Origin of the sequence: Streptomyces sp. NPDC058000, from assembly GCF_042886435.1 — a bacterium.
Classification (GTDB): domain Bacteria; phylum Actinomycetota; class Actinomycetes; order Streptomycetales; family Streptomycetaceae; genus Streptomyces.
This window is the reverse complement of sequence record NZ_JBHVQS010000051.1, coordinates 1-24,436: the sequence shown is the minus strand read 5'-3', so window position 1 is coordinate 24,436 and position 24,436 is coordinate 1. Positions and strand designations below refer to the sequence as shown.

The window sequence follows — 24,436 nt, the reverse complement described above, 5'->3', positions numbered from 1 at the left end:
GGGCTCCGGTCATCGAGCCTACGGCACCCGGGTTGCCGGAGGCACATCGAACCCTGAGGCCCCACGAAAGGGGGCGGCCGGGCACGCCCATACGGTCGCGGCGTGCCCGGCCGGGGTTTTCGCGGCTTATGTCAGCTTCACCGGGTTCACCACGTCGGCGACCAGCACCAGCAGGGTGAAGCAGACGAAGATCCCGGCGACGACGTAGGCGATCGGCATGAGCTTGGCCACGTCGAAGGGGCCGGGGTCGGGGCGCCGGACGACCTTGGCGAAGGCGCGCCGCAGCGACTCCCACAGAGCGCCGGCGATATGGCCGCCGTCCAGCGGCAGCAGCGGCAGCATGTTGAACAGGAACAGCGAGAGGTTGAAGCCGGCGACCAGGAAGAGCATGGTCGCCACCCGCTGCTCCGGCGGGATGTGCAGGGAGAAGACCTCGCCGCCGACCCGGGCCGCGCCGACCACGCCCATCGGGGAGTCCTGCTTGCGCTCGGCGCCGTTGAAGGCCGCGTTCCACAGGTCCGGGATCTTGCCGGGGAGGTTTATCAGCGACGCGGCGCCCTGCTGGACCATGTTGCCCATGCGGTCGACGGACTGGCCGAAGGACTGCTGGACGATGCCGCTGGCCGGGGTGAAGCCGAGGAATCCGGCGGTGACGAACTGGCCGGGGACGTAGCCGCCGTGGCCGTCGGTCTTGGCGACCCTGTTCTCGATGAGGTCGGCGTGCAGCGTCTGCCGGGCGCCGTGCCGCTCGACGACGAGCGTGGCCGGCCCGGTGGTCCTGCGGATCTGGTCCTGGAGGGTGCCCCAGTCGGGGACGGCCCGGCCGTTGAAGGAGACGATCCTGTCGCCGGCGCGCAGGCCGGCGGCCTTGGCCGGGGAGTCCTTGGCACCGGCCGAGCACTTGTCGGTCTGCGCGGAGGCCGCGATGACACAGTCGGAGACCGAGCTGACCTGGGTGGTCTGGGTGTTGATGCCGAAGCCCATCAGCACGCTCATGAAGATCACCACGGCCAGGACCAGGTTCATGAACGGCCCGGCGAACATCACGATCACGCGCTTCCAGGGCTTGCGCGTGTAGAACAGCCGGTGCTCGTCGCCGGGCTGGAGCTCCTCGAAGGCCGCCGAGCGGGCGTCCTCGATCATGCCGCGGAACGGCGAGGTGGAGCGGGCCTGGAGCTTCCCGTCGTCGCCGGGCGGGAACATGCCGATCATCCGGATGTAGCCGCCCAGCGGGATCGCCTTGACGCCGTACTCGGTGTCGCCCTTCTTCCGGGAGAAGATCGTCGGCCCGAAGCCCACCATGTACTGCGGCACGCGGATGCCGAACATCTTGGCCGTGGTGAGGTGGCCGAGCTCGTGCCAGGCGATGGAGAACAGCAGGCCGACAACGAAGACGACTATGCCGAGAATGGTCATCCAGGTCGTCATGCGCGAGCCTCCGAGGGGGTGCGTGCCGCCGCGGCGGCCAGTTCGCGGGCGCGGGCGCGCGCCCAGGTCTCGGCCTGCAGGACGTCCGCAACGGTCAGGGAGGTTCCGTCGCCGGGCGTGCTGCCGGGGCGGGCTCCGTCCTGGCTCTGCTTCTTCACCACTCCGGATGCCAGCCCTTCGTCGACCACTGCGGCGACCGTATCCACAATCCCTGTGAACGGCAGCCCGCCGGTGAGGAACGCCGCCACGCACTCCTCGTTCGCGGCGTTGAAGACGGCCGGGGCGGTGCCGCCCAGTTCGCCGACCCGGCAGGCCAGCGGCACGGACGGGAAGGCGTCCTGGTCGAGCGGGAAGAACTCCCAGGTCTGGGCGGTCCTCCAGTCGATGCCGGGCGCCGCGTCGGGGACCCGCTCGGGCCAGCCGAGGCCCAGCGCGATCGGCATCCGCATGTCGGGCGGGCTGGCCTGGGCGAGGGTGGAGCCGTCGGTGAATTCCACCATCGAGTGGACGTAGGACTGCGGGTGGACGGCGACCTCGATGCGGTCGAAGGGGACGTCGAAGAGCAGGTGCGCCTCGATGACCTCCAGGCCCTTGTTGACCAGGGTCGCGGAGTTGATGGTGACGACCGGGCCCATGGACCAGGTGGGGTGGGCCAGCGCCTGCTCGGGGGTGACGCCGGCCAGCTCGCGCCGGGTGCGGCCGCGGAACGGGCCGCCGGAGGCGGTGACCACCAGCTTGCGGACCTCGGCGCGGGTGCCGCCGGTCAGCGCCTGGAAGAGCGCGGAGTGCTCGGAGTCGACGGGGATGATCTGGCCGGGCTTGGCGACGGCCTTGACCAGGGGGCCGCCGACGATCAGCGACTCCTTGTTGGCCAGGGCCAGCACCCGGCCGGCCTTCAGGGCGGCGAGGGTGGGGGCGAGGCCGATGGAGCCGGTGATGCCGTTGAGGACGGTGTGGCACCCCGATGGGCCGCCGGCGGCGAGCTCGGTGGCCGCGTCGGGGCCGGCCAGGATCTCCGGCAGCGGCTCGCCCGCGCCGTAGTGCGCGGCCAGCGCCTCGCGGAGCGCGGGCACCGTGTCCTCGCGCGCCACCGCCACCGCGGTGACCCTCAGCTGGTGCGCCTGCTCGGCGAGCAGCTCGACCCGGCCGCCGGACGCGGCGAGCGCGGTGACCCGGAAGCGGCCGGGGTTGCGCAACACGATGTCGATGGCCTGGGTGCCGATCGAACCGGTCGAACCGAGGATCACGATCTCCCGGGGGCTTGCCGGGTCGCCGGCGGCAGAGTCACCGGTGGCCGGCTCGAAGCGCAGGTGCGGGTGGGCGAGGCTGTCCGTCATGTGGTCCATTGTGGCCGGTCGGTGCGGTGCCCCGGCCACCGAGGGCGCCCGCACCCCGTACGGGCGACGCGTGGGCCGTCCGTACGAGGCGGCCGGGGTTTACCGGTAGGGGCGGCGGGCGTTGTCCTTGGTGCTCCGGCCGGGGGTGGCGTCGGCGATCCAGGCGCCGTCCCCGCTGGGGTCGACGATGCCCTCTTCCAGCCAGGTGTAGCGGCCGCCGAGGACCCCGGAGACGACCTTGCGGTCCAGTTCGTCGGTGTTGGTCCACAGCCGGTGGAACAGTTCCTCGACGCGGATCCGGGCCTGCCGGCAGAAGGCGTCGGCGAGCTGGTGCGCCTCCTGGCCGTGGTCGCCGGTGAGCCGCAGGTGCTCGGCCCGGACGCAGGCCGCGCTCATCGCGAACAGTTCCGCGCCGATGTCGACGATCCGGCCGAGGAAGCCCTGCTTGGTCTCCATCTTTCCCTGCCAGCGGGACATCGCGTAGAACGTGGACCGGGCGAGCTTGCGCGAGGTCCGCTCGACGTACCGCAGGTGGCCCGCGAGTTCGCCGAACTCCTGGTAGGTGCGCGGGAGTTGGCCGGGGCCGGCGACGAGCTTGGGCAGCCAGCGGGCGTAGAAGCCGCCGGCCTTGGCGGCCGCCCTGCCCTTGTCGGCCAGGGTCTTGTCGGGGTCGATCAGGTCGCCGGCGACCGACAGGTGGGCGTCCACCGCCTCGCGGGCGATCAGCAGGTGCATGATCTCCGTGGAGCCCTCGAAGATCCGGTTGATCCGCATGTCCCGCAGCATCTGTTCGGCGGGTACCGCGCGTTCGCCGCGGGCGGCGAGCGAGTCGGCGGTCTCGAAGCCGCGACCGCCGCGGATCTGGACCAGTTCGTCGGCCATCCGCCAGCCCATCTCGGAGCCGTAGAGCTTGGCGAGGGCGGCCTCGATGCGGATGTCGTTGCGGTTCTCGTCGGCCATCTGGGACGCGAGGTCGACGACCGCCTCCAGGGCGAAGGTGGTCGCGGCGATGAAGGAGATCTTGGCGCCGACCGCCTCGTGCTTGGCGATCGGGCGGCCCCACTGCTCGCGGGCGCCGGACCACTCGCGGGCGATCTTCAGGCACCACTTGCCGGTGCCGGCGCACATCGCGGGCAGCGAGAGCCGGCCGGTGTTGAGCGTGGTCAGGGCGATCTTCAGGCCGGCGCCCTCGGGGCCGATGCGGTTGGCGGCCGGCACCCGCACGTCGTGGAAGCGGGTGACGCCGTTCTCCAGGCCGCGCAGGCCCATGAAGGCGTTGCGGTTCTCGACGGTGATGCCGGGCGAGTCGGCCTCGACGACGAAGGCGGTGATGCCGCCCTTGTGGCCCTCGGAGGCCGGCACCCGGGCCATCACCACCAGCAGGTCGGCGACCACGCCGTTGGTGGTCCACAGCTTCACGCCGTCGAGGACGTAGCTGTCGCCGTCGGGGACCGCGGCGGTCGCCAGCCGGGCCGGGTCGGAGCCCACGTCGGGCTCGGTGAGCAGGAACGCCGAGATGTCCGTACGGGCCAGCCGCGGCAGGAACGTCTCCTTCTGCTCCTGGGTGCCGAAGAGCTTCAGCGGCTGCGGTACGCCGATCGACTGATGCGCGGAGAGCAGCGCGCCGATCGCCGGGCTGGCCGAGCCGACCAGGGCGAGGGCGCGGTTGTAGTAGACCTGGGTGAGTCCGAGGCCGCCGTACTTCGGGTCGATCTTCATGCCGAGGGCGCCCAGTTCCTTGAGCCCGCGGACGGTCTCGTCCGGGATCCGGCCCTCCCGTTCGATCCGGGCACCGTCGACCTGCGTCTCGCAGAACTCCCGCAGCGTGGCGAGGAACTTCTCCCCGCGCCGGACGTCGTCCACCGCGGGGGTGGGGTGCGGATGGATGAGGTCGAGCCGGAAGCGCCCCAGGAACAGCTCCTTGGCGAAGCTGGGCTTGTGCCAGTCCTGCTCACGGGCCGCCTCGGCGACCCGGCGGGCTTCGCGCTCGGAAACGTTGCGGATGGACGGAGCGGTCATCAGGAGCTCACCTCGCCGCGGATCGGGAGTTCCGCCGGCGGGCCGGTCGGCCGCCGGACAGTGCTACTTGTGACAAGTACCCGATCCGCGCGGGTTGCACCAGCGGAGCGGAGCCCGCGGGCGGGTCCCCGACACCGGTGGGGCGAGCGGCCCCGACGGCACCACCGCGCCGGGATCCGGTGGCCGTACGACGGGCTACGGACGGCGCCGTACCGGCCCTTGGGGGGTGCCGCATACCGCGCTGGTTGTACACGCGGGGCGGCCTTCCCCCCTTACGGCACGGCCCCGTATCCGCCTCGGTCAGGAGGAACCGGGGCGGAACGGGGCCGTAGCGTCGGAAGTCCGGCCTGGCGGGGGGCAGTGCCGGAAAAAGGGGGACGCGGCGCGCTCCGGAAACAGGGTGCCGGAGCGCGCCGCGCGGAGGGGGCCGGCGCCGGGGGGTGCGCCGGCCGGGGCCTGACGGGCGGTACGGCCCAAGGGATGGCCGTCGCTGTCCACCGAGCCAGGCCGGACCGGAGGGGGTGCGGGGTGGGCCGACGAGCCCGGCCCACCCGGTTCCGGGATTTCCCGGGGCCTACAGGTCCAGTCCGGTGAGGACCAGGACCCGCTCGTAGGTGTAGTCGTCCATGGCGTAGCGGACGCCCTCGCGACCGACGCCGGACTGCTTGACGCCGCCGTAGGGCATCTGGTCGGCGCGGTAGGACGGCACGTCGCCGACGACCACGCCGCCGACCTCCAGCGCGCGGTGGGCGCGGAAGGCGGTCTTGGCGTCGTGCGTGAACACGCCGGCCTGGAGGCCGAACTTGGAGTCGTTGACGGCTGCGAACGCCGCGTCAACCCCGTCGACCTTCTGGAGGGTGAGCACCGGGCCGAAGACCTCTTCGGTGGCGAGGGTCGCGCCGGCCGGCACGTCCTCCAGCACGGTCGGCGCGTAGGAGGCGCCGTCGCGCTTGCCGCCGGCGAGGAGCTTGGCGCCGCGCTCGACGGCGTCGTTCACCCAGGACTCCACGCGCTGGGCGGCGGCCTCGCTGACCAGCGGGCCGACCTCGGTGGCCGGGTCCGTCGGGTCGCCGGTGACCTGGGCCTCGACGGCCGCGACCACCTTCGGCACCAGCCGGTCGTAGACCGAGGCGTCGGCGATGACCCGCTGCACCGAGATGCAGGACTGGCCGCCCTGGTAGTTGGAGAAGGTGGCGATGCGCTGCGCCGCCCAGTCCAGGTCCTGCTCGGAGGACCAGTCGGGCAGGACGACGGCCGCGCCGTTGCCGCCCAGCTCCAGGGTGCAGTGCTTGCGCGGCACCGAGTCGAGGATGGCGTAGCCGACCGTGTCGGAGCCGGTGAAGGAGATGACCGGCAGCCGCTCGTCCTGGACCAGCGCCTCCATGCGGTCGTTGGGGACCGGGAGGATCGACCAGGAGCCGGCGGGCAGGTCGGTGCCGGCCAGCAGCTCACCGATGATCAGGCCGGAGAGCGGGGTGGCCGGGGCCGGCTTGAGGATGATCGGGACGCCGGCGGCGATGGCTGGGGCGATCTTGTGGGCGCAGAGGTTCAGCGGGAAGTTGAACGGCGCGATGCCCAGGACCGTGCCGCGCGGGAAGCGGCGGGTCAGCGCGAGCCGGCCGGCGCCGCCCGCGTCGGTGTCCAGGCGCTGCGCCTCGCCGCCGTTGAAGCGGCGGGCCTCCTCGGCCGCGAAGCGGAACACGGAGATGGCGCGGCCGACCTCGCCGCGGGCCCACTTGATGGGCTTGCCGTTCTCCGCGGAGATCAGCTGGGCGATCTCCTCGGTGCGCTCCACCAGCCCGCGCACCACGTGGTCCAGGGCGGCGGCCCGCACGTGGGCGGGGGTCACGGCCAGTTCGTCCTGGACCGCGACGGAGGCGGCGACGGCCTCCTCGACCTGGGCCTCGGTGGGAACGCTCACCGTGCCGACGACACGTCCGTCCCAGGGGGAGGTGACATCGAAGGTGGTCTCGCCGGTGGCCTCACGGCCGGCGAGCCAGAAGGCAGTGGGGGCTGCAGCAGTGTTCGGCACAGTGGATCCCGGCCCTTCAGTGATGGTGGGTGGTGCACGCGCAGCTCTGGGAGCGGCTTGGCGTCGGACTCTGGAGCCCACCGTAGGGGTGCGACGGCCTCCTGGCGCTTGTCCGAAGCGGCGTAATCCACCAGGTCGCCTCTCCGCGGTGGAGTCCACGGGACTGCTCCTGCCGCCCCGGGGCCCGGGCCACGGTCCCCGGTCCGCGCCCCGAACCCGGCCCGCCCGGGACCCGCCCGGCCCGGGTGCTCCGCCCGCCCTACTCCCCCACCTGCGCCGACGTCGCCTTCAACGCCAGCCACAGCTCCATCCGGACGTCCGCATCGTCCAGCGAGCGGCCCAGGATCTCCTCCACCCGCCGCATCCGGTAGCGCAGGGTGTGGCGGTGAACGCCCAGGTCGGCGGCGGCCGCGTCCCACTGGCCGTGTCGGGCCAGCCAGGCGCGCAGGGAGGCCACCAGGTCGCCGCGCCCGGTCGCGTCGTGCTCGCGCAACGCCCGCAGCAGCCCGTCGGCGAACGCCCGTACCGCGTCGTCCGCGAGCAGCGGCAGGACCGAGCCGGCCGCCACGTCCTCGTGCTCCACCAGGGCGCGGCCGCGGCGGCGGGCGACGGAGAGCGCCTGTTCGGCCTGGCGGTAGGCGTTGGCGGCGGCCATCGGGCCGGTGGGTGCGGAGAGGCCGACGGCCAGCCCCTCGCCCTCCCGGCCGGCGCCGGCCCGGCCGTTCCGGCCGCGCGGACGGGCCTGGGTGCCGAGGCGGGCCTCGGTCGCGGCGGCGAACGCGGCGCCGGCGTCCGCGGCCGCCCCGCCGTCCGCGACCAGCACGATCAGCCGGCCGACGTCCGGTACGGCGAGCACCGCCTCGCCGGTACGGGCGGCGGCGGACTCCATGGCGTCGGCGAGCGCGTCCAGGACGGGCGCGATGGCGGCGCCCGACGGCGACGGGGGACGTCCCTGTTCGAACGAAGCGGAGGGCTTGGGGGAGGACGCCTGGTCGTCGGCGGGCACCGGCTCGGCCACCAGCATCCGGAACGGGGCGTCCAACAGCCCTCCGTAGAGCCGCCCGGCCACCGCCCGGGCGTGGTCCGGTTCGCCGGCCAGCAGCATCTTCAGGACCGCGGCGCCCAGTCGCTGCTCGGCGTCCTGGAGCGCCCGGGACCGCTCGGTGGTCAGGGTCAGCAGCGCGACCGCGGAGTGCACCGCGTACCGCTCGGCGGTGCCGAGCGGCGCACCGGTCCCCACGGCGAGCACCCCGCGGGCCCGCCGCCCGGTGCCCAGCGACTGGAGCTCCACCCGGTCGTCGCCGTCGGTGTCGCTGACGACGGAACTGGCCGGCGCCGGCCGCTCCCGTAGCCGCGCCACGTCCTCGGCGAGCCGGGCCGCCCGCCGCGCCGCCCACTCGGGGGCGGCCGCCACCACCGCTCCCGAGGCGTCGTAGAGCGCCGCCCAGCCGTCCAGGTGCGCCGCGAGCCGGGCCAGCAGCTCGGCCGGCCCCTCGGCGCCGAGCGCCGCCCGGGTCAGCTCGCGCTGCGCCTCGAAGCCGGCGGTCACCGCGCGGTACTGGTCGGCCGCCACGGCCGCCGACACCGCCTTGCTGATCGCGATGAACGGCGTCCGGCGCGGCACCCCCAGCAGCGGCAGGTGCTGCCGCCGGGCCGCGTCGACCAGCGCCTCGGGCACCTCTTCGTAATTCACCCCGACCGCGAACCCCAGCCCGACCACGCCGGCCTCGGCGACCCGCCGCACGTAACGGTCCGCGGTCTCGGGGTCCTCCGCATCCAGCTTGAGCGCGGTGATCAGCAGCAGCTCGCCGCCCTCCATATAGGGCACCGGGTCGATCAGCTCGCTGGCGTGCGCCCACCGCACCGGGACGTCCAGCCGGTCCTCGCCCGCGAGCACGGTCAGCTTGAGCGCGGTGTGGTTGACCAGGGAGGCGAGGGTGTGCGGCATGAGACCTTCGATGGCTCCGGCGGACGGCACGACCGCGACCGACGGCCGAGTCACCCTGCCGGCCCCCGCCGACTCCCGCCGATCACCTGCGCCGCCCGTATGAACGGCTGGCATGTGCGCCGCCCTGTATGAACGGCTGGTGTCGATTCTGCCTCAACGGAGGGTTTCGGGGACACTCCCGGGCGGGGGCATTCGGGGCGGGAGCCGGATCCGGGCCGCGTCGCCACCCGGCCGGCACCGCCGGGCGGTCCGCCGATGACGTCTCTCGCCTCCTTCTCCCCCACCCCCCGCACCCCCGCCTGGACCGATCACGGCCGCGGCGGTGGTGCGGGACGCCAGAGCGCGGGACGTCAGAGGCAGGGCATCAGGAGCCGGGCATCAGGGGCGGAGGTCGATGAGGACGGGTGGGGCGTGCTCACCCGCGACCGTGGTCACCGACAGCACCGCGTGGCCGGCCGGCAGCGCATTCGCGAGGTCGGAGGCGGACCAGCGTTCGCGTTCGACGGTGCGGACGGTGATGGCCTTCGAGGTCGCGGCCTTGCCGGTGACCAACTGGCGGACGAGGTGGAACGCCTTCATCCCGGCACCGTGCGCAATGATCTGACGGTCCGTCACATCACGGGTCTCCACCCATTCCTTGCCCCACACCTCGGCGAACGGCGCCCCGTCCCAGGGCGTGACGCCGGCAAACGCCATCCGGCAACCGACCGAGCCGAGCAGCGCACTGCGCAGCGCTTCGGGGACGTCGTCCAGCGAGCGCAGCGTCAGCACCGCCCCCGCATTGGCCGAGCGGAGGCGCTGGAGACCGCGCAACGCCTCCGCGGTGACGGTGTGCGCGGCCTCGTCGAGGACCAGGCAGGCGAACAGCGAGCGGTCGGCACGGGCCACCGCGCACTCCGTGAACTGCGCCAGGACCAGCCGGGCGAGGATCCGGGACGCCTCGGCGTGACCGCGTTCGGGAAGCTCGATGCGGACCCGGAGGGGGTGGTCCAGGGCGCGCAGCGAGACCTGCCGGGTGGCCCCCGTCGGATCGAAGAAGCCGGCGAAGGCGGGGCGGTCGAGGAGCGCGATACGGTCCGCGAGGAGGAGGGCGACATCGCCGGGGCGCTCCGACTGACGGGCGCGGGCGTCAAGTTCGCGCAGCAGGGTGTGACCGCCGGCCGCTTCCAGGGCGGTGCGCAGTGCGGCCACCGCCTGCGGCACACCGTCCAGCAGCTCACGCAGCTCGGGCACGGTCGGGAACCGGTCGTGGGCGGCGCGGAACGGGCCGAGCAACTGGGCCAGGGCAGTCGCCGCGCGCCGGCTGTCGCCGCCGGGAAGCTGCTCGGCGAGGTCACCGACCAGGGCCTCGGCCAGGATGCCGGCCGCCTCGTCGGGGTCGGTGGTGCCCCCGTAGAGGTCGAGGTCACACTCCGGGTCGGGACGGCCGATCTGCACCACCACGTCGAACGCGTCGTCGGGCCCGAGGGCGGAACCGGCCGGGCCGACGGCGACGACCGCGCACTGCCCGGCCAGCGCCTGCAGGCACATCGCCTCCACCACCGGGCGGACGAGCCGGGTGGTCTTACCGCTCCCGGCGGGCCCGACGGCCAGTAGCGAGGTGCCCAGCACCCTGGGCTCCAACGCACAGCCACTACCGCGGTGCTGGTACGGATTGCGCGGGTGGTCGGCGGCGGTGCCGATCCGGACCTGATGGGCGAGCAGGTCGTGCTGGGCGGTGCGGCCGGCCAGGTCGCGCTGCCCGGAGGGGTGGGCGCAGGCGGCGGCGCCGTGCCGCAGGACGGTGTCGGTGAAGGAGGCCAGGGAGTTCCGGCCGGCCCGCACCGAACGCCAGGCACGCCCGATGCGCGCCACGTCGACGTCGTTCATCGCGCCCGTGCGGGCCTCGGCAGCGAGCCGGTCGGCGGCGTCCGGGGCGCCGTAGGCACGGAGTTCGGGCCACTGCGCCGGGTCGGTGGCCGGGGCGGGCTTGGCGGCGGGGGCGCGGTCGCGGAGGTGGCGGCGCAGGGGCGTGACGAACCGGCGGATCAGCTCGGGCCAGCGACCGAGGCGGCCGAAGATGACGGCAATGAGGACCAGCACCAGCCCGTCGTAAATGTAGGACGCCCAGACGAAGGCCAACTTGTCGCCGCCGGCCGCCCGCCAGGAGTCCGGGGTGAGCAGCAGCAGCGGCCAACTCCAGTAGGAGCCGAGATACCCGTTCCACAACAGGGACCACAGCAACCACCCGCACAGGAACGAGATCACCGCTCCGCTGATCAGCTGCCGCAGGGGGACGCGTTCCGGCTCCTTCTCCGCTCGCGGTCGGTGCCCGTACGTCCAGATCCCCGGCGCCGCGGCCGGCCGTGGCGCGCGCAGCCAGCCCAGCAGGGCCGGCGGCGCCCCGGCGGCGCTTGCGGCGGGAGGTGGGGTGGCGGGCATGGCCGGCGGCGCGGTGGGCCGCGGCGGGGTGTGCGGTGCGGCCGGGCGCGGCACCGCCGGGGGGTCGGGGCGCCGTTCCCCGGGCGGCGGGGGTGCGGCGGTGTGCTGTGCGTCCTGCGTGCCCTCGGTGTCCATCCGGTGCCCCTTGTCCCCCTTGAGACGTGGCCTGCCGCGTCGGTTCGCCGGCCTGCCGTTGTCATGCCCGCGCTGGCGCGCCCTCGCCGGGCGTGCCGCCGCTCAATTTACTGGCCGCGCCCCGTGGCTATGTCCGGTGCGGACAACGCAACACGCACACTTCTCCCGAACGGAACATGCCAGACCTGGCCCAGCGCCCCTAACCTGCGAGAACAAGACCTCTGCACGTACCTCTGTACGTCCGTGTTCCACCCCCAGGAGACTGCCATGACCGAACTGTCCGGAGGCCCCGCCCTCCCCCAGGAGCGTCGCGTCGTCACCGCGATCCCCGGCCCCAAGTCCCAGGAGCTGTGGGCCCGCAAGCAGGAGACCGTGGCCGCCGGCGTCGGCGCGGTGCTGCCCGTCTTCGTCAAGCGCGCGGGCGGCGGTGTCCTGGAGGACGTGGACGGCAACTCCCTGATCGACTTCGGCTCCGGTATCGCGGTGACCTCGGTCGGCAACAGCGCGGAGGCCGTGGTCCGCCGGGCCGTCGCGCAGCTCGCGGACTTCACCCACACCTGTGCCATGGTCACGCCGTACGAGACGTACGTCGAGGTCTGTGAGCAGCTGGCCGAGCTGACGCCGGGCGACCACGCGAAGAAGTCGGCGCTGTTCAACTCGGGTGCCGAGGCGGTGGAGAACGCCGTCAAGATCGCGCGTGCGTACACCAAGCGCCAGGCGGTCGTCGTGTTCGACCACGGCTACCACGGCCGGACGAACCTGACGATGGCGCTGACCGCGAAGAACATGCCGTACAAGCACGGCTTCGGCCCGTTCGCGCCCGAGGTCTACCGCGTGCCGCTGGCCTACCCCTACCGCTGGCTGACCGGCCCGGAGAACTGCGCGCAGGAGGCCGCCGACCAGGTCATCACGCAGATCACCAAGCAGATCGGCGCGGAGAACGTCGCGGCGATCATCATCGAGCCGGTGCTCGGCGAGGGCGGCTTCATCGAGCCGGCCAAGGGCTTCCTCCCGGCCGTCGCGAACTTCGCGAAGGAAAACGGCATCGTCTTCGTCGCCGACGAGATCCAGTCCGGCTTCTGCCGTACCGGTCAGTGGTTCGCGTGTGAGGACGAGGGCGTCGTCCCGGACCTCATCACGACCGCCAAGGGCATCGCGGGCGGTCTGCCGCTGGCGGCCGTCACCGGCCGCGCCGAGATCATGGACGCCGCGCACGCGGGCGGCCTGGGCGGCACCTACGGCGGTAACCCGGTGGCCTGTGCCGCCGCGCTCGGCTCGATCGAGACCATGCGCGAGCTGGACCTGAACGCGAAGGCCAAGCGCATCGAGGAGGTCATGAAGGGCCGCCTCACCGCGATGCAGGAGAAGTTCGACATCATCGGCGAGGTCCGCGGCCGCGGCGCGATGATCGCGATCGAGCTGGTCAAGTCCGGTTCCAAGGACCCGAACCCGGAGGTCACCGGGGCGCTCGCCAAGGCGTGCCACCAGGAGGGCCTGCTGGTGCTGACGACCGGCACGTTCGGCAACGTGCTGCGCTTCCTGCCGCCGCTGGTCATCGGCGAGGACCTGCTGAACGAGGGTCTGGACATCCTTGAGGCGGCGTTCGGCGCGCTCTGAGCGGTCGCGTCGCACAGACGCCTCCGAGCGGGACCTTCCGGGCGCGGCCCGGGGCACGGTACGGGCCGTGTCCCGGGCCGCGCCCCGTTCGACGTCACCGTCACAGCGGGGTCGGGGCGGCGGCCAACGGGAGTGCAGGGGGCGCGTGAAGAAGATGTGCGGGGGCAATGGCGGGCGCGTGATGCGGCTTACGGCGCGCACTTCCGGTGCCGTACGGTTTCTGCAGATGAGAGAAACACCTCGCCCGCAGGGGACTGCGGGTGATGCCCGGTCGGCGCTTCCCCAGCTTCGACCTGGCCGTGCCCTCGCGCACACCACCGGGACCCCTGGTACAGGGGTCCTCGGGAATCCTCACCGATCGGATGTCCGCACGCCCCAGACCCCCCGGGGCGTGCGGGACACCGGTCCTCGCGGCCGCTCCGGAACTACCCCCCCCTGTTCCGGAGCGGCCGCATTTTTTTATTTTGCGGCGTTTGCTGTGTTTGATGCGTTTCACGTGTTTGCGGCGCGTGGGAAGTTGGGGCTGCCAAGGGCGTTGGGGGTGTTGAGAGTGTTTCGTCTGATGGGGCGGTGGCGCGTCGGCCGGTTGTCTGGTGCGCGTGATGCCGATAGCGCCGGGGGCGCTGGTGGCTCTCCTAGCCCCTCTGGCTCCTCTGATTCCCCTCGTTACGGTCGTGTGCGGTCGGCTCGGTGGTGCGGGCTCGTGGCGCTGTGCAGTGCGCTGCTCTTCGGGCTGGTCACCTGGCAGGTGGCGGCCCGCGGCGCGGTGCGCGGGCTCGACGAGCGGCTGGGCCGCGGAGTGGCGGCGAGCGCCGTTCCCGGACCGGTCGCCCAGTTCTTCGCCGATCTCGGCAATACGGCGGTGGCGCTGCCGGTGTTGCTGGTGGCTGCGGGGTGGGCGGTGTGGCGGCTGCGGCGAGGGGTGCGGGGTGCGCCGGGCGCACCGGGTCGGGCGTGGTTGCCGTCGGTCGCCGCGTTGGGGGCCCTGGCCGCCGTGCCGGCGCTCGTCGTCCCGTTCAAGGTCTGGCTGGACCGGCCGGGGCCGCCCCGGATGGCCGGGTCGCACGAGGGGTTCTATCCGTCGGGCCACGGGGCGACGGCGGCCGTCGCGTACGGATTGGTGGCGCTGCTGCTGACCCGGGCGTACGCGGCGCGCAGGGGTGGCCGGACGGTGCAGCGGCCGAGCGGCCGGAAAACGGCCGCGGCCCCCGGCACGTGGGCGGTCGCGGCGGGGACCGGACTGCTCAATGCGGGGGTCGGGCTGGGGCTGGTGCGGCAGGGGTACCACTGGCCGTTGGACGTGCTCGGTGGCTGGTGCCTGGCGGGGGTGCTGCTGCCACTGTGGTGCCTGGTGTGCGACCGGTGGGGCGGGCCGGCCGGCGGCCACCGAACGCGGTCCGGGCGCGGGGACTAAGGCTGGGGCTGGGGCTGGCCGACCATGCCCTGGCCGCGACCCAACGCCCTACGCCCTACGAAAGTTACCTGACGTTACGTCAGTTCAATGCCCTGCAAGGGCAGTTACGGCACGTTGATGGGGTTGACGAAGGTGCCGGGGCGGGTGGCGCCGGACTGGTCCAGGATGGCGCCGCCGAAGGGCCACTGGAGCTGGAAGTGCTTCTTCTCGTTCGGCGGGGTGATCAGCACCTGGCCGGGCTCGACCTTCTTGTCGTCCGCGCGGGTGGTGGGCAGCAGGGTGATGGTGAACGAGGTGTGCGCGTTCGGCTTCAGCACCTTCGGCTCCGGCTTCTTCGCCGAGCGGCGCAGGTCCCAGGTGGTGCCGTCGGTGCCCTTGATCTGGACGCCCGGGAAGCCGGAGATGGTGCAGGGAGTGCCGCTGATGTTCTTCAGCCACACCGCGGCGGTCTGCTGCTGGTCGCTCTTCATGTCCGGCACGCCGCCGCCCTCCGAACCCCAGCCGGCCTGCAGCCCGTCGGTGGTGCAGCGGCCGAGCCGGTCGCCGGCCTGACCCTTCTGGCCGGCGTGCGAGGACGCGGTGGCGGCGCCGCCCGAACCACCCGTGGAGCCGCCGCCCGAACCGCCGGCGGAGCCGCCGGAGCCCTGGGGGCCGGCGGCCGGGGCGCCGGCGGTGGCGCTGTTGGCCGGGCCGGCGCCGGCGGCACCGGCGGAACCGCCGTTGCAGGCGGTGAGGCCGAGCGCGGAAGCGGCGATCAGGCCGGCGACGGCGGCGCTGCGGCCCCGGCGGAGCGTGCTGCGGTGCGACAAGGTGTCCCCCTCGTAGTCAGGTGCGCGTTCGGTCGTTCGGCCGTCCGTTCGCGAGCATGAATCTGTCATGGACAGTTAATGATCCACTAATGCCTGACTAACACCGTGCGGGTCCGGACCATCGGGTTCGGGCCGGCGTGCTCACCGCCCCCGGTCGGGGGCCGCCACCGCCGCATGCAGCGCCAACTCCAGCGCGACCGGGTCGGTGAGCGTCCCGGAGCCGTCCGGCGGAACCAGCCAGCGGACGCCGCCGGTCGCCCGGCCGGGATAGGGCACCACGATCCAGGTGCCGGGGCCGGCGGCGCGGACGCCGGTGCCCAGCCAGCGGGCGGTGGTCCCGGGCGGGACGAAGAAGCCGGTGCGGGTCTCCCGGAAGTCGGACAGGACCGGCCCGGGGCGCTCCCGGCCGCGGGCCAGCACCTCCAGCGCCGGGCGGCCGAGGGCGCCCTTGACGATCAGGACGTCCCAGCACCGGCCGGCCTCCAACAGCGCCACCCCGAGCGGATCGTGCTCCCATGCGCGGCGGCAGGCGTCGGGTTCCGGTGCGGCAGACACCAGCCAGTCCACTGCGGCGTTCGCCCCCGTGGTGGTCATTACTTCCCCTCCCCCTTTTTTTCCGGCCCGGGCGGGCCGTGTTCCCCAGGGGAGAAGGGAGTACCGGGTGATCCTTACGCGGGTCGGCGGAGGATTTTCCGCACAGCGGGCGCGGCGTCCGGGGACGCGCGAGGGGCGGGCGGCCGCGCGGGCCACCCGCCCCGGACGGGCGTCGGAAGGATCAGCCGGTCAGCTGTCGAAGCCCAGACCGACCTTGTCCATGGCCTTGAGCCACAGATTGCGCCGGCCGCCGTTCTCGTCGGCACGGGTCATCGACCACTGGGTGATGCCGATGCCCAGCGAACGCACCGGCTCCGGTGGGAACGGCAGCGGCTTGCTCCGCACCATCTCCAGTTCGGTCCGCTCGGTGCGCTCCCCCGACAGCAGGTCCAGCATCACCTCCGCGCCGAAGCGGGTGGCGCCGACGCCGAGCCCGGTGTAGCCGAGCGCGTACGCCGCCCGGCCGCCGTGGGCGGTGCCGAAGAACGCCGAGAAACGGGAGCAGGTGTCGATCGCGCCGCCCCAGGTGTGGGTGAAGCGGAGGCCCTCCAACTGCGGGAAGCAGGTGAAGAAGTGCTGGGCGAGCTTGCGGTAGGTGTCCGGGTGGTGGTCGTACTCGGCCCGGACGCCGCCGCCGTAGCGGTAGATGATGTCGTAGCCGCCCCACAGGATGCGGTTGTCGGCGGTGATGCGGAAGTAGTGGAAGTGGTTGGCGCTGTCGCTCAGGCCCGGCCGGTTCTTCCAGCCGATGGCGGCGAGCTGCTCGGCGCTGAGCGGCTCCGTCATCAGGGCGTAGTCGTAGACCGGCGCGACGAACGGGCGGACCCGCTTGACCAGCGACGGGAAGGCGTTGGTGGCCAGCGCCGCATGCTGGGCGAAGACCCGGCCGTACGGGGTGCGGACCGCGATGCCCGCGCCGCGCGAGGACAGCTCGGTGCCGGGGGTGTGCTCGTAGATGCGGACGCCCAGGGAGCGGCAGGCCCGCTTCAGGCCCCAGGCGAGCTTGGCCGGGTGCACCATGGCGACGCCGGTGCGGTCCCACAGGCCGGCGAGGAAGGTGGGCGAGTCGACCTCGGCGCGCACCGCGTCCCGGTCGAGGAACTCCTGGCCGGCCAGGCCCAGTTGCTCGGCCTCGTCGGCCATCTCGCGGAGCTCGGCGACCTGGTGCGGGGCGGTGGCGACGTCGATCTCGCCGGTGCGCTCGAAGTCGCAGTCGAGGGCGTAGCGGGCGACCGCGTCCTCGATGGCGTCGAGGTTGCGGGCGCCCAGCTCCTCCAGCTTGGTGAGTTCGCCGGGCCAACGGGACAGTCCGTTGCCCAGGCCGTGGGTGAGTGAGGCGGCGCAGAAGCCGCCGTTGCGACCGGAGGCGGCCCAGCCGATCTCCTGGCCCTCGATGAGGACGACATCGCGTTGCGGGTCGCGCTCCTTGGCGATCAGCGCGGTCCACAGTCCGGAGTACCCCCCGCCGACGACCAGCAGGTCGCAGTGGTCGTCGCCGACGAGTGCCGGTTCGGCGGCCGGCCGGGCCGGGTCCTCCAGCCAGTACGGCGTGAGGGCGGCGTCGGCCAGCGCGTGGACGGGGGAGGCCCCGGATGTCTTGGGCATGGCAGCTCGTGCCATGGTTCTCAGCTCCTCTAGCTGCGCTTGCTGCGGTTGCTGTGCTTGCGTCGAGACCCGGCCAGTTGGCCGGCAAGCACGCACAGGACGGCGACCAGGAACATCGCCGTACCGATGACATTGATTTGAACGGGTGTGCCCCGCTGTGCCGATCCCCAGACGAACATGGGGAAGGTCACGGTGGAGCCGGCGTTGAAGTTGGTGATGATGAAGTCGTCGAAGGAGAGCGCGAAGGACAGCAGGGCGCCGGCCGCGATGCCGGGCGCGGCGATCGGCAGCGTCACCCGCAGGAAGGTCTGCGCCGGGGAGGCGTAGAGGTCCTGGGCGGCCTGTTCCAGCCGCGGGTCCATGCTCATCACCCGGGCCTTGACGGCGGTGACGACGAAGCTCAGGCAGAACATGATGTGCGCGATCAGGATCGTCCAGAAGCCGAACTGGATGCCCATGTTGAGGAAGAGGGTGGCCAGGGAGGCGGCCATGACGACCTCGGGCATCGCCATCGGCAGGAAGATCAGGGTGTTGACGGCCGCGCGGGCCCGGAAGCGGTAGCGGGCCAGCGCGAACGCGATCATGGTGCCGAGGACGGTGGCGCCCACGGTGGCCCAGACCGCTATCTCCAGGCTCAGCCCGAGCGAGCCGCACATGTCGGCGACGCCGCACGGATCGGTCCAGGCGTCGGTGGAGAACCGCGTCCACTGGTAGTTGAAGCGCCCGTTGGGCTTGTTGAAGGAGAAGACCATCACCACGATGTTCGGCAGGATCAGGTAGGCCAGCGTGGCCAGTCCTGCCAGGGTGACGAGGTTGCGGCGCAGCCAGCGCAGTGGCTTGCCGGAGGTGCGCCGGGGGGCCGGCGCACCGGCCGGGGCCGTGGTTGCGGCCGGGTCCTTCGCGGGGGTGTCGGTTGCCGCCATCAGACCAGATCCTCCGTCCCGGACTTGCGGATGTAGATCGTGACCATGGCGAGGATGGCCGCCATGAGGATGAAGGAGAGCGCGGCGGCGGTCGGGTAGTCCAGGACCCGCAGGAACTGCGACTGGATGACGTTGCCGATCATCTTCTGGTCGGTGGAGCCCAGCAGTTCGGCGTTGATGTAGTCGCCGGCGGCCGGGATGAAGGTCAGCAGGGTGCCGGCGACGACGCCGGGCATGGACAGTGGGAAGGTGACCCGGCGGAAGGTGGTGGCCGGGCGGGCGTAGAGGTCGCCGGCGGCCTCGTGCAGCCGCGGGTCGATCCGCTCCAGCGAGGTGTACAGCGGCAGGACCATGAACGGCAGGAAGTTGTAGGTCAGACCGCAGACCACGGCCAGCGGGGTGGCCAGCACCCGGTGCCCTTCGGTGATGCCCAGGGCGCTGGTGACGTCCAGGAGGTGCAGTGCGTTGAGCGCGCCGACCACCGGGCCGCCGTCGGCCAGGATCGTCTTCCAGGCCAGGGTGCGGATCAGGAAGCTGGTGAAGAACGGGGCGATGACCAGGATCATCACGATGTTCCGCCACCGGCCGGCCTTGAAGGCGATCAGGTACGCCAACGGGTAGCCGAGCAGCAGGCAGAGCGCGGTGGCGACCGCCGCGTAGCCGACCGAGCGCACGAACTGCGACCAGTATTCGGCCAGCGCGTCCCAGTAGGTGGCGAGGTGCCAGGTGACCTTGAAGCCCTCTTCGAGGGAGCCGGTCTGGAGGGAGGTCGACGCCTGGTAGACGAGCGGGGCGGCGAAGAAGACGATCAGCCAGAGGATGCCGGGGAGCAGCAGCCAGTAGGGGACCAGCCGCTTGCGGGTCGGGGTCTTCCGTAGCGGCGGTGCGTCGTCGTCGGCCTGCGCCTCCGGTGGTGCGGGGGCTTCGGTGGCGGTCACGCGGCCTCCTCGTCGAGGTCCGCGCCGGCGTCGTCCACTGTGCCGGCGAGCAGGGACTGCGCCGCGTCGAGGCCGAACGTGTGCTCCGGCTCCCAGTGCAGGACGATGTCCGCGCCGGGGACCAGACGGCCGTCCCGCCCGATGTTCTGCTCGTAGACGGAGATCTCGCCGATGCCGGGGACGTCGACGACGTACTGGGTGGAGACGCCGATGAAGCTGGCGATCTTGACGCGGCCGGCCATCCGGTTGTGGCCCTCGGGGACCGACCCGGCGTCGTCGGCGTGCGCCAGGGCGACCTTCTCGGGGCGGAAGCCGACCAGCACCTGCCCGCCCTTGCGGGCCGGGGTGCTACATCGGCTGGTGGGCAGCCGGAGCGTGGCGCCGCCGACCGTCAGGACGAGTTCCGGGCCGCCCGCCTCGGTGACCTCGGCCGCGATGAGGTTGGAGGTGCCCAGGAAGTTGGCGACGAAGGTGGTGGCGGGGTTCTCGTACAACTCGGCGGGAGCGCCGAGCTGTTCGACCCGGCCGCCGTTCATCACGGCCACGGTGTCGGCCATCGTCATGGCCTCCTCCTGGTCGTGGGTGACGTGCACGAAGGTGATGCCGACCTCGGTCTGGATGCGCTTGAGCTCCAGCTGCATCTGGCGGCGCAGCTTGAGGTCGAGGGCGCCCAGCGGCTCGTCCAGCAGCAGCACCTCGGGGTGGTTGATCAGTGCCCGGGCGACCGCGACCCGCTGCTGCTGGCCGCCGGAGAGCTGCTGCGGCTTGCGGCGCGCCATCGGGCCGAGCTGGACCAGGTCGAGCATCTCCTCGACCTGCTTCTTGACGGACTTGATGCCGCGACGGCGCAGGCCGAAGGCGACGTTCTCGTAGACGTCCAGGTGCGGGAAGAGCGCGTAGTTCTGGAAGACCGTGTTGACCTGGCGCTTGTAGGGCGGCAGGGCGGTGACGTCCTGGCCGGAGAGCGCGACCGTCCCGGTGGTGGGCTCCTCCAGGCCGGCGATCATGCGCAGGGTGGTGGTCTTGCCGCAGCCGGAGGCGCCCAGCAGGGCGAAGAAGGACCCGGCGGGAATGGTGAGGTCGAGCGGGTGGACGGCGGTGAAGGAGCCGTACGTTTTGCTGATCCGGTGCAGGCGGACGTCGCCGCCGCTGCTCTGGGGGGTCGCGGTAGTGGTCATATGGGTCGTCCCGTGGGTCGGAAGGGGGCAGAACGGCTCGGGCGGGTCCGGTGTGCGGCCGGACGCCGTCGGAAGGCCGGCTCAGGCGCCGGTGAGGTCGGAGAACTTGCGGTTGAACACCCGGTTCTCCTGGGGGGTCAGTGCGCGGAAGGAGTGGGACCGGGCGACCATCTCCTGGTCCGGCAGGATCAGCGGGTTCTCCGCCAACTTCCGGTCGATCCTGGCGAGTTCCTCGCGTACCCCGTCGACGGGGCAGGCGTAGTTGATGTACGCGGCGAGCCGGGCCGCGACCTTCGGCTCGTAGAAGTAGTCGATGAGCCGTTCGGCGTTCCCCTTGTGGCGGGCTTTGCTGGGCACCATCAGGTTGTCGGTGGACGTCATGTAGCCGGCCTTGGGGACGGCGTAGCGGATGTCGGGGTTGTCGCTCTGTAGTTGGACGATGTCGCCGGCCCAGGCGACGCACGCGGCGAGGTCGCCCTTGTCCAGGTCGCCTGTGTAGTCGTTGCCGGTGAAGCGGCGGATCTGCTGGGTGTCGACGCCCTTCTGGAGCCGGGCGAGCGCGGCGTCGTAGTCGTCGGCGGTGACGTCCTCGGGCCTTTTGCCCATGTCGAGCAGGGTCAGCCCGACGGTGTCGCGCATCTCGGACAGGAAGCCGACCCGCCCCTTGAGCCGCGGGTCCTCCAGCAGCTGGCTGATCGAGTCGACGGTCCGGCCGCCGGTGGCCTTGACGTTGTACGCGATGAGCGCGGGGATGCCCTGCCAGACGTAGGAGTGCTTGCGGCCCGGGTCCCAGGCGGGGTTGCGGAACTGTGCCGACAGGTTGGCCCGGGCGTGCGGCAGGCGGTCCGCGTCGAGCGGCTGGATCCAGCCGAGGGAGATCATCCGGGCGCACATCCAGTCGGTGAGCACGATCAGGTCGCGGCCGGTGTCCTGCCCGCCTGCGAGCTGTGCCTGGATCTTGCCGAAGAACTCGTCGTTGTCGTTGATGTCCTCGGTGTACGTCACGGCGATGCCGGTGCGCCGCTGGAAGGCGTCCAGCGTGGGGTGGCGCCTGCCGTCGTCGCTGACGTCCATGTACGCGGTCCAGTTGGAGAAGTTCAGGCGCTTCTCCGACCCGGAGCGGTCCGCGGTCAGCGCGGCGTCGGTGCGGCCGGCGGGGGCGATCCCGCAGGCCGACAGGGCCGCGGTACCGCCGACCGCGGCCGCCAGGGCACCACCGGCGCGCAGCAGCGAGCGGCGGGTCATGGCGAGCCGCCCGGTGGTGAGGCTGCGGCGCATGGCGGTGACCTCGTCCGCGGACAGCGGGACCAGGGGGGCCGGGGGGCCGGGCTGCTCGTGGTGCTCCATGCGCGGTGGCCTTTCCAGGGGGTGTGCCCGGCGTGCGGCCGGTGTGGCGGTGGTGCGCTGCCCTGCGCTGCCCCGGCCGCGGGCGGTGCGGCGCAGGCGGCCGGGGCGTCCCGTCGGACGGGGTCAGGCCCGGTCCCCGAAGATCGTCCGGTGCCAGTCCTTCCTGGCCACCCCGGTGATGTCATACATGACGTGCTTGACCTGCGTGTACTCCTCGAAGGAGTACGCCGACATGTCCTTGCCGAAGCCGGACGCCTTGGCGCCGCCGTGCGGCATCTCGCTGATGATCGGGATGTGGTCGTTGACCCAGACGCAGCCGGCCTTGATCTCGCGGGTGGCCCGGCCGGTGCGGTAGACGTCCCGGCTCCAGGCGGACGCGGCCAGCCCGTAGGGGGTGTCGTTGGCGAGCGCGAGGCCCTCGTCGTCGCTGTCGAAGGGCAGCACGACCAGCACCGGACCGAAGATCTCGGACTGGACGATCTCGCTGTCCTGTGCGGCCCCGGTGATCAGCGTCGGCCGGTAGTACGCCCCCTTGGCCAGCTCCCCCTGGGGTGCCTCGCCGCCGGTGACGACGGTGGCGTAGCCCCGGGCCCGCTCGACGAAACCGGCCACCCGGTCCCGCTGGGTGTGCGAGATGAGCGGTCCGAGGTCGGTGTCCGGGTCGAACGGGTCGCCCGGCCGTACGGTCGCCATCAGGTCCGCCACGCCGCTGACGAACGCGTCGTAGAGCGGCCGCTGGACGTAGGCGCGGGTGGCGGCGGTGCAGTCCTGGCCGGTGTTGATCAGGGCGCCGGCGACCGCACCGTGCACGGCGGCTTCCAGGTCGGCGTCGTCGAAGACCACGAACGGGGCCTTGCCGCCGAGTTCCAGGTGGAGCCGCTTGACGGTCCCGGTCGCGATCTCGGCGACCCGCTTGCCGACGGCGGTGGAGCCGGTGAAGGAGGTCATGGCGACGTCGGGGTGGCCGACCAGGCGCTCACCGGCGTCCCGGCCGGCGCCGGAGACGATGTTGAGGACGCCGTCCGGGAGCCCGGCGCGCTGCGCGGCCTGCGCGAACAGCAACGAGGTCAGCGGGGTGATCTCGGCGGGCTTCAGGACGATGGTGTTGCCCGCGGCGATGGCCGGCAGGACCTTCCAGGCGGCCATCTGGAGCGGATAGTTCCAGGGCGCGATGGAACCGACCACGCCGACCGGTTCGCGGCGGATCACGGAGGTGTGGTCGCCGCTGTATTCCCCGGCCGCCTTGCCCTCCAGATGGCGGGCGGCGCCGGCGAAGAACGCGGCGTTGTCGATGGTGCCCGGAACGTCGAACTCTTTGCTGAGCTTGATTGGCTTTCCACAGTTCAGGGATTCGGCGGCGGCGAGGTCTTCGGCGTCCTCGGCGAGCGCCGCCGCGAAGCGGTGCAGGGTGTCGGACCGCTCGCCGGGCGTGGCCCGCGCCCAGCCCGGAAGGGCCTGCGCGGCGGCCGCCACCGCGGCGTCCACGTCACCGGTACCTGCGAGTTCGTACCGCAGGACGGTCTCACCGGTGGCCGGGTCGACGACGTCCTGAGTACGGCCGGAGGTGCCGCTCCGCAGACTCCCGGCGATGAATTGCGCCCCTTCGGCGAATCGCTCGGTCACTTCGAATCGCTGGTCCATGGTGCTCTCCTCCGCCGGGCGCCGGGGCCGCTCAGCGGCACTGCCAGGCGTAGCTATTTCCGGAATCGATGGCCGATCCTGACAGAGCTGAAGGCGACCAACAAGTGATTCCGTTGTTGCCTTTTGGTTACGCAACGAATTCTGCGAATTCGGTGGCGTAAAACCCCGACACGTTGTCAGTGCCCGCTGACAGAATCCCGGCATGATGCACAACACCCCGACGACCAGCACCGGTCGCCCCGCGGACGGGCCCCGCTCGGTCGAGGAGCTGATCGAACTCACCGCCACCGGCCGGCGGGTCAAGTACGTCCACTTCTGGGGCCATCGTCCACCCCGCGACGGCGGCGTCGGGGCGAGCTGTTTCAGCCAGTGGTGGCTCGCGCCCTTCACCGTCGACGGCGTCCGGTACGCCACCGCCGAGCACTGGATGATGGCCGGCAAGGCCCGGCTCTTCGGTGACGCGGAAGCGGAGCGGCGGGCGATCGCCGCCTCGCACCCCAAGCAGGCCAAGGACGCCGGGCGGACGGTCCGCGGCTTCACCGAGGAGGTCTGGCGGCAGCACCGCTTCGACCTGGTCGTCGAGGGCAGCCGGCACAAATTCGGTCAGCACCCGGAGCTGCGGGAGTTCCTGCTGAACACCGGCTCCCGCGTCCTGGTGGAGGCCAGCCCCCTGGACCGGATATGGGGCATCGGCCTCGCCGCCGACGACGACCGCGCCGCGGCCCCGGCCCGCTGGCGCGGGCTGAACCTCCTGGGCTTCGCCCTCATGGCGGCCCGGCAGCAACTGTCCGAGGAGGACCACACCGAGGCCGACCGGGGATGACGAACGGGGGCGGGGGCGGGCAGGTGTGACGGACGGGTGCGGCAGGCGGTAGTGCGTGGTGCCGCTCCACCGGGGACGGCAGTCGGCTGCACACCCCGGGGACACCTATGGGGCGGACGCATAGGGGGACGCCTAGATGAATGAGTCCGATGTTCGTGCTGGCCGCGACCATGACGAAGGGCGCCCGTTGGCTCGTGTGTGACTACCAGCCTGGACGCCCTTCTTAC

General features: G+C 72.4%; 17 protein-coding genes. 3 read left to right on the top strand and 14 right to left on the bottom strand.

All coding sequences use genetic code 11. The features are described 5' to 3' along the window. Positions 1–126: 126 nt before the first annotated feature. The 6 genes from ACFVT2_RS33345 to ACFVT2_RS33320 form a co-directional block, all read right to left on the bottom strand. Positions 127–1,428, bottom strand: a complete 1,302-nt coding sequence (locus ACFVT2_RS33345) for a M50 family metallopeptidase (protein WP_390024045.1) — start codon at positions 1,426–1,428, stop codon at positions 127–129. Beyond that, complete coding sequence (dxr, locus tag ACFVT2_RS33340) at positions 1,425–2,765, bottom strand: 1-deoxy-D-xylulose-5-phosphate reductoisomerase (protein ID WP_390024043.1); 1,341 nt, start codon at positions 2,763–2,765, stop codon at positions 1,425–1,427. Before dxr ends, ACFVT2_RS33345 begins: the two co-directional genes overlap by 4 nt. Positions 2,766–2,864: 99 nt before the next feature. Beyond that, positions 2,865–4,784, bottom strand: coding sequence for an acyl-CoA dehydrogenase family protein (locus tag ACFVT2_RS33335; protein WP_390024041.1), 1,920 nt, complete (start codon positions 4,782–4,784; stop codon positions 2,865–2,867). 574 nt (positions 4,785–5,358) lie between these two features. Further along, positions 5,359–6,816 carry an aldehyde dehydrogenase family protein gene (locus tag ACFVT2_RS33330; protein WP_390024039.1) on the bottom strand — a complete coding sequence of 486 codons (1,458 nt, stop codon included), beginning with the start codon at positions 6,814–6,816 and terminating at the stop codon, positions 5,359–5,361. 259 nt (positions 6,817–7,075) lie between these two features. Beyond that, positions 7,076–8,764: a PucR family transcriptional regulator gene (locus ACFVT2_RS33325; protein WP_390024037.1), complete on the bottom strand. Its 1,689-nt coding sequence runs from the start codon at positions 8,762–8,764 to the stop codon at positions 7,076–7,078. 378 nt (positions 8,765–9,142) lie between these two features. Further along, complete coding sequence (locus tag ACFVT2_RS33320) at positions 9,143–11,320, bottom strand: ATP-binding protein (RefSeq protein WP_390024035.1); 2,178 nt, start codon at positions 11,318–11,320, stop codon at positions 9,143–9,145. 267 nt (positions 11,321–11,587) lie between these two features. Between ACFVT2_RS33320 and gabT the strand changes: the two genes are divergently transcribed. Beyond that, a complete protein-coding gene (gene gabT, locus ACFVT2_RS33315; protein WP_390024033.1) occupies positions 11,588–12,937 on the top strand; it encodes a 4-aminobutyrate--2-oxoglutarate transaminase in 1,350 nt (449 codons plus the stop codon). A 703-nt stretch (positions 12,938–13,640) separates the two neighbouring features. Further along, positions 13,641–14,351 carry a phosphatase PAP2 family protein gene (locus tag ACFVT2_RS33310; protein WP_390024031.1) on the top strand — a complete coding sequence of 237 codons (711 nt, stop codon included), beginning with the start codon at positions 13,641–13,643 and terminating at the stop codon, positions 14,349–14,351. 104 nt (positions 14,352–14,455) lie between these two features. On the opposite strand, the gene ACFVT2_RS33305 is transcribed toward ACFVT2_RS33310, so the two are convergent. The 8 genes from ACFVT2_RS33305 to ACFVT2_RS33270 all read right to left on the bottom strand — a co-directional run bounded on the left by ACFVT2_RS33305 (position 14,456) and on the right by ACFVT2_RS33270 (position 23,386). Further along, positions 14,456–15,160: a DUF4232 domain-containing protein gene (locus ACFVT2_RS33305; protein ID WP_390024029.1), complete on the bottom strand. Its 705-nt coding sequence runs from the start codon at positions 15,158–15,160 to the stop codon at positions 14,456–14,458. Positions 15,161–15,301: 141 nt separating this feature from the next. After that, positions 15,302–15,754, bottom strand: coding sequence for a hypothetical protein (locus ACFVT2_RS33300; protein WP_390024027.1), 453 nt, complete (start codon positions 15,752–15,754; stop codon positions 15,302–15,304). 189 nt (positions 15,755–15,943) lie between these two features. Further along, positions 15,944–17,359 (bottom strand): NAD(P)/FAD-dependent oxidoreductase, encoded by a 1,416-nt coding sequence (locus ACFVT2_RS33295; protein ID WP_390024114.1) that lies wholly within the window; start codon positions 17,357–17,359, stop codon positions 15,944–15,946. 29 nt (positions 17,360–17,388) lie between these two features. Further along, positions 17,389–18,282 carry an ABC transporter permease gene (locus ACFVT2_RS33290; protein ID WP_390024025.1) on the bottom strand — a complete coding sequence of 298 codons (894 nt, stop codon included), beginning with the start codon at positions 18,280–18,282 and terminating at the stop codon, positions 17,389–17,391. Then, positions 18,282–19,220: an ABC transporter permease gene (locus ACFVT2_RS33285; RefSeq protein WP_390024024.1), complete on the bottom strand. Its 939-nt coding sequence runs from the start codon at positions 19,218–19,220 to the stop codon at positions 18,282–18,284. The genes ACFVT2_RS33290 and ACFVT2_RS33285 overlap by 1 nt, the downstream gene beginning before the upstream one ends. After that, entirely contained in the window at positions 19,217–20,398 is a 1,182-nt protein-coding gene (locus ACFVT2_RS33280; RefSeq protein ID WP_390024022.1) for an ABC transporter ATP-binding protein, read from the bottom strand. The genes ACFVT2_RS33285 and ACFVT2_RS33280 overlap by 4 nt, the downstream gene beginning before the upstream one ends. 81 nt (positions 20,399–20,479) lie before the next feature. Further along, positions 20,480–21,745: a spermidine/putrescine ABC transporter substrate-binding protein gene (locus ACFVT2_RS33275; RefSeq protein WP_390024020.1), complete on the bottom strand. Its 1,266-nt coding sequence runs from the start codon at positions 21,743–21,745 to the stop codon at positions 20,480–20,482. 123 nt (positions 21,746–21,868) lie between these two features. Further along, the gene (locus tag ACFVT2_RS33270) at positions 21,869–23,386 is read right to left on the bottom strand and encodes a gamma-aminobutyraldehyde dehydrogenase (RefSeq protein WP_390024018.1); all 1,518 of its coding nucleotides are present in this window, start codon (positions 23,384–23,386) and stop codon (positions 21,869–21,871) included. A gap of 202 nt (positions 23,387–23,588) precedes the next feature. Here ACFVT2_RS33270 and ACFVT2_RS33265 point away from each other — a divergent pair, with 202 nt between their 5' ends. After that, positions 23,589–24,209 carry an NADAR family protein gene (locus ACFVT2_RS33265; protein ID WP_390024016.1) on the top strand — a complete coding sequence of 207 codons (621 nt, stop codon included), beginning with the start codon at positions 23,589–23,591 and terminating at the stop codon, positions 24,207–24,209. The last annotated feature ends 227 nt before the right edge of the window (positions 24,210–24,436 follow it).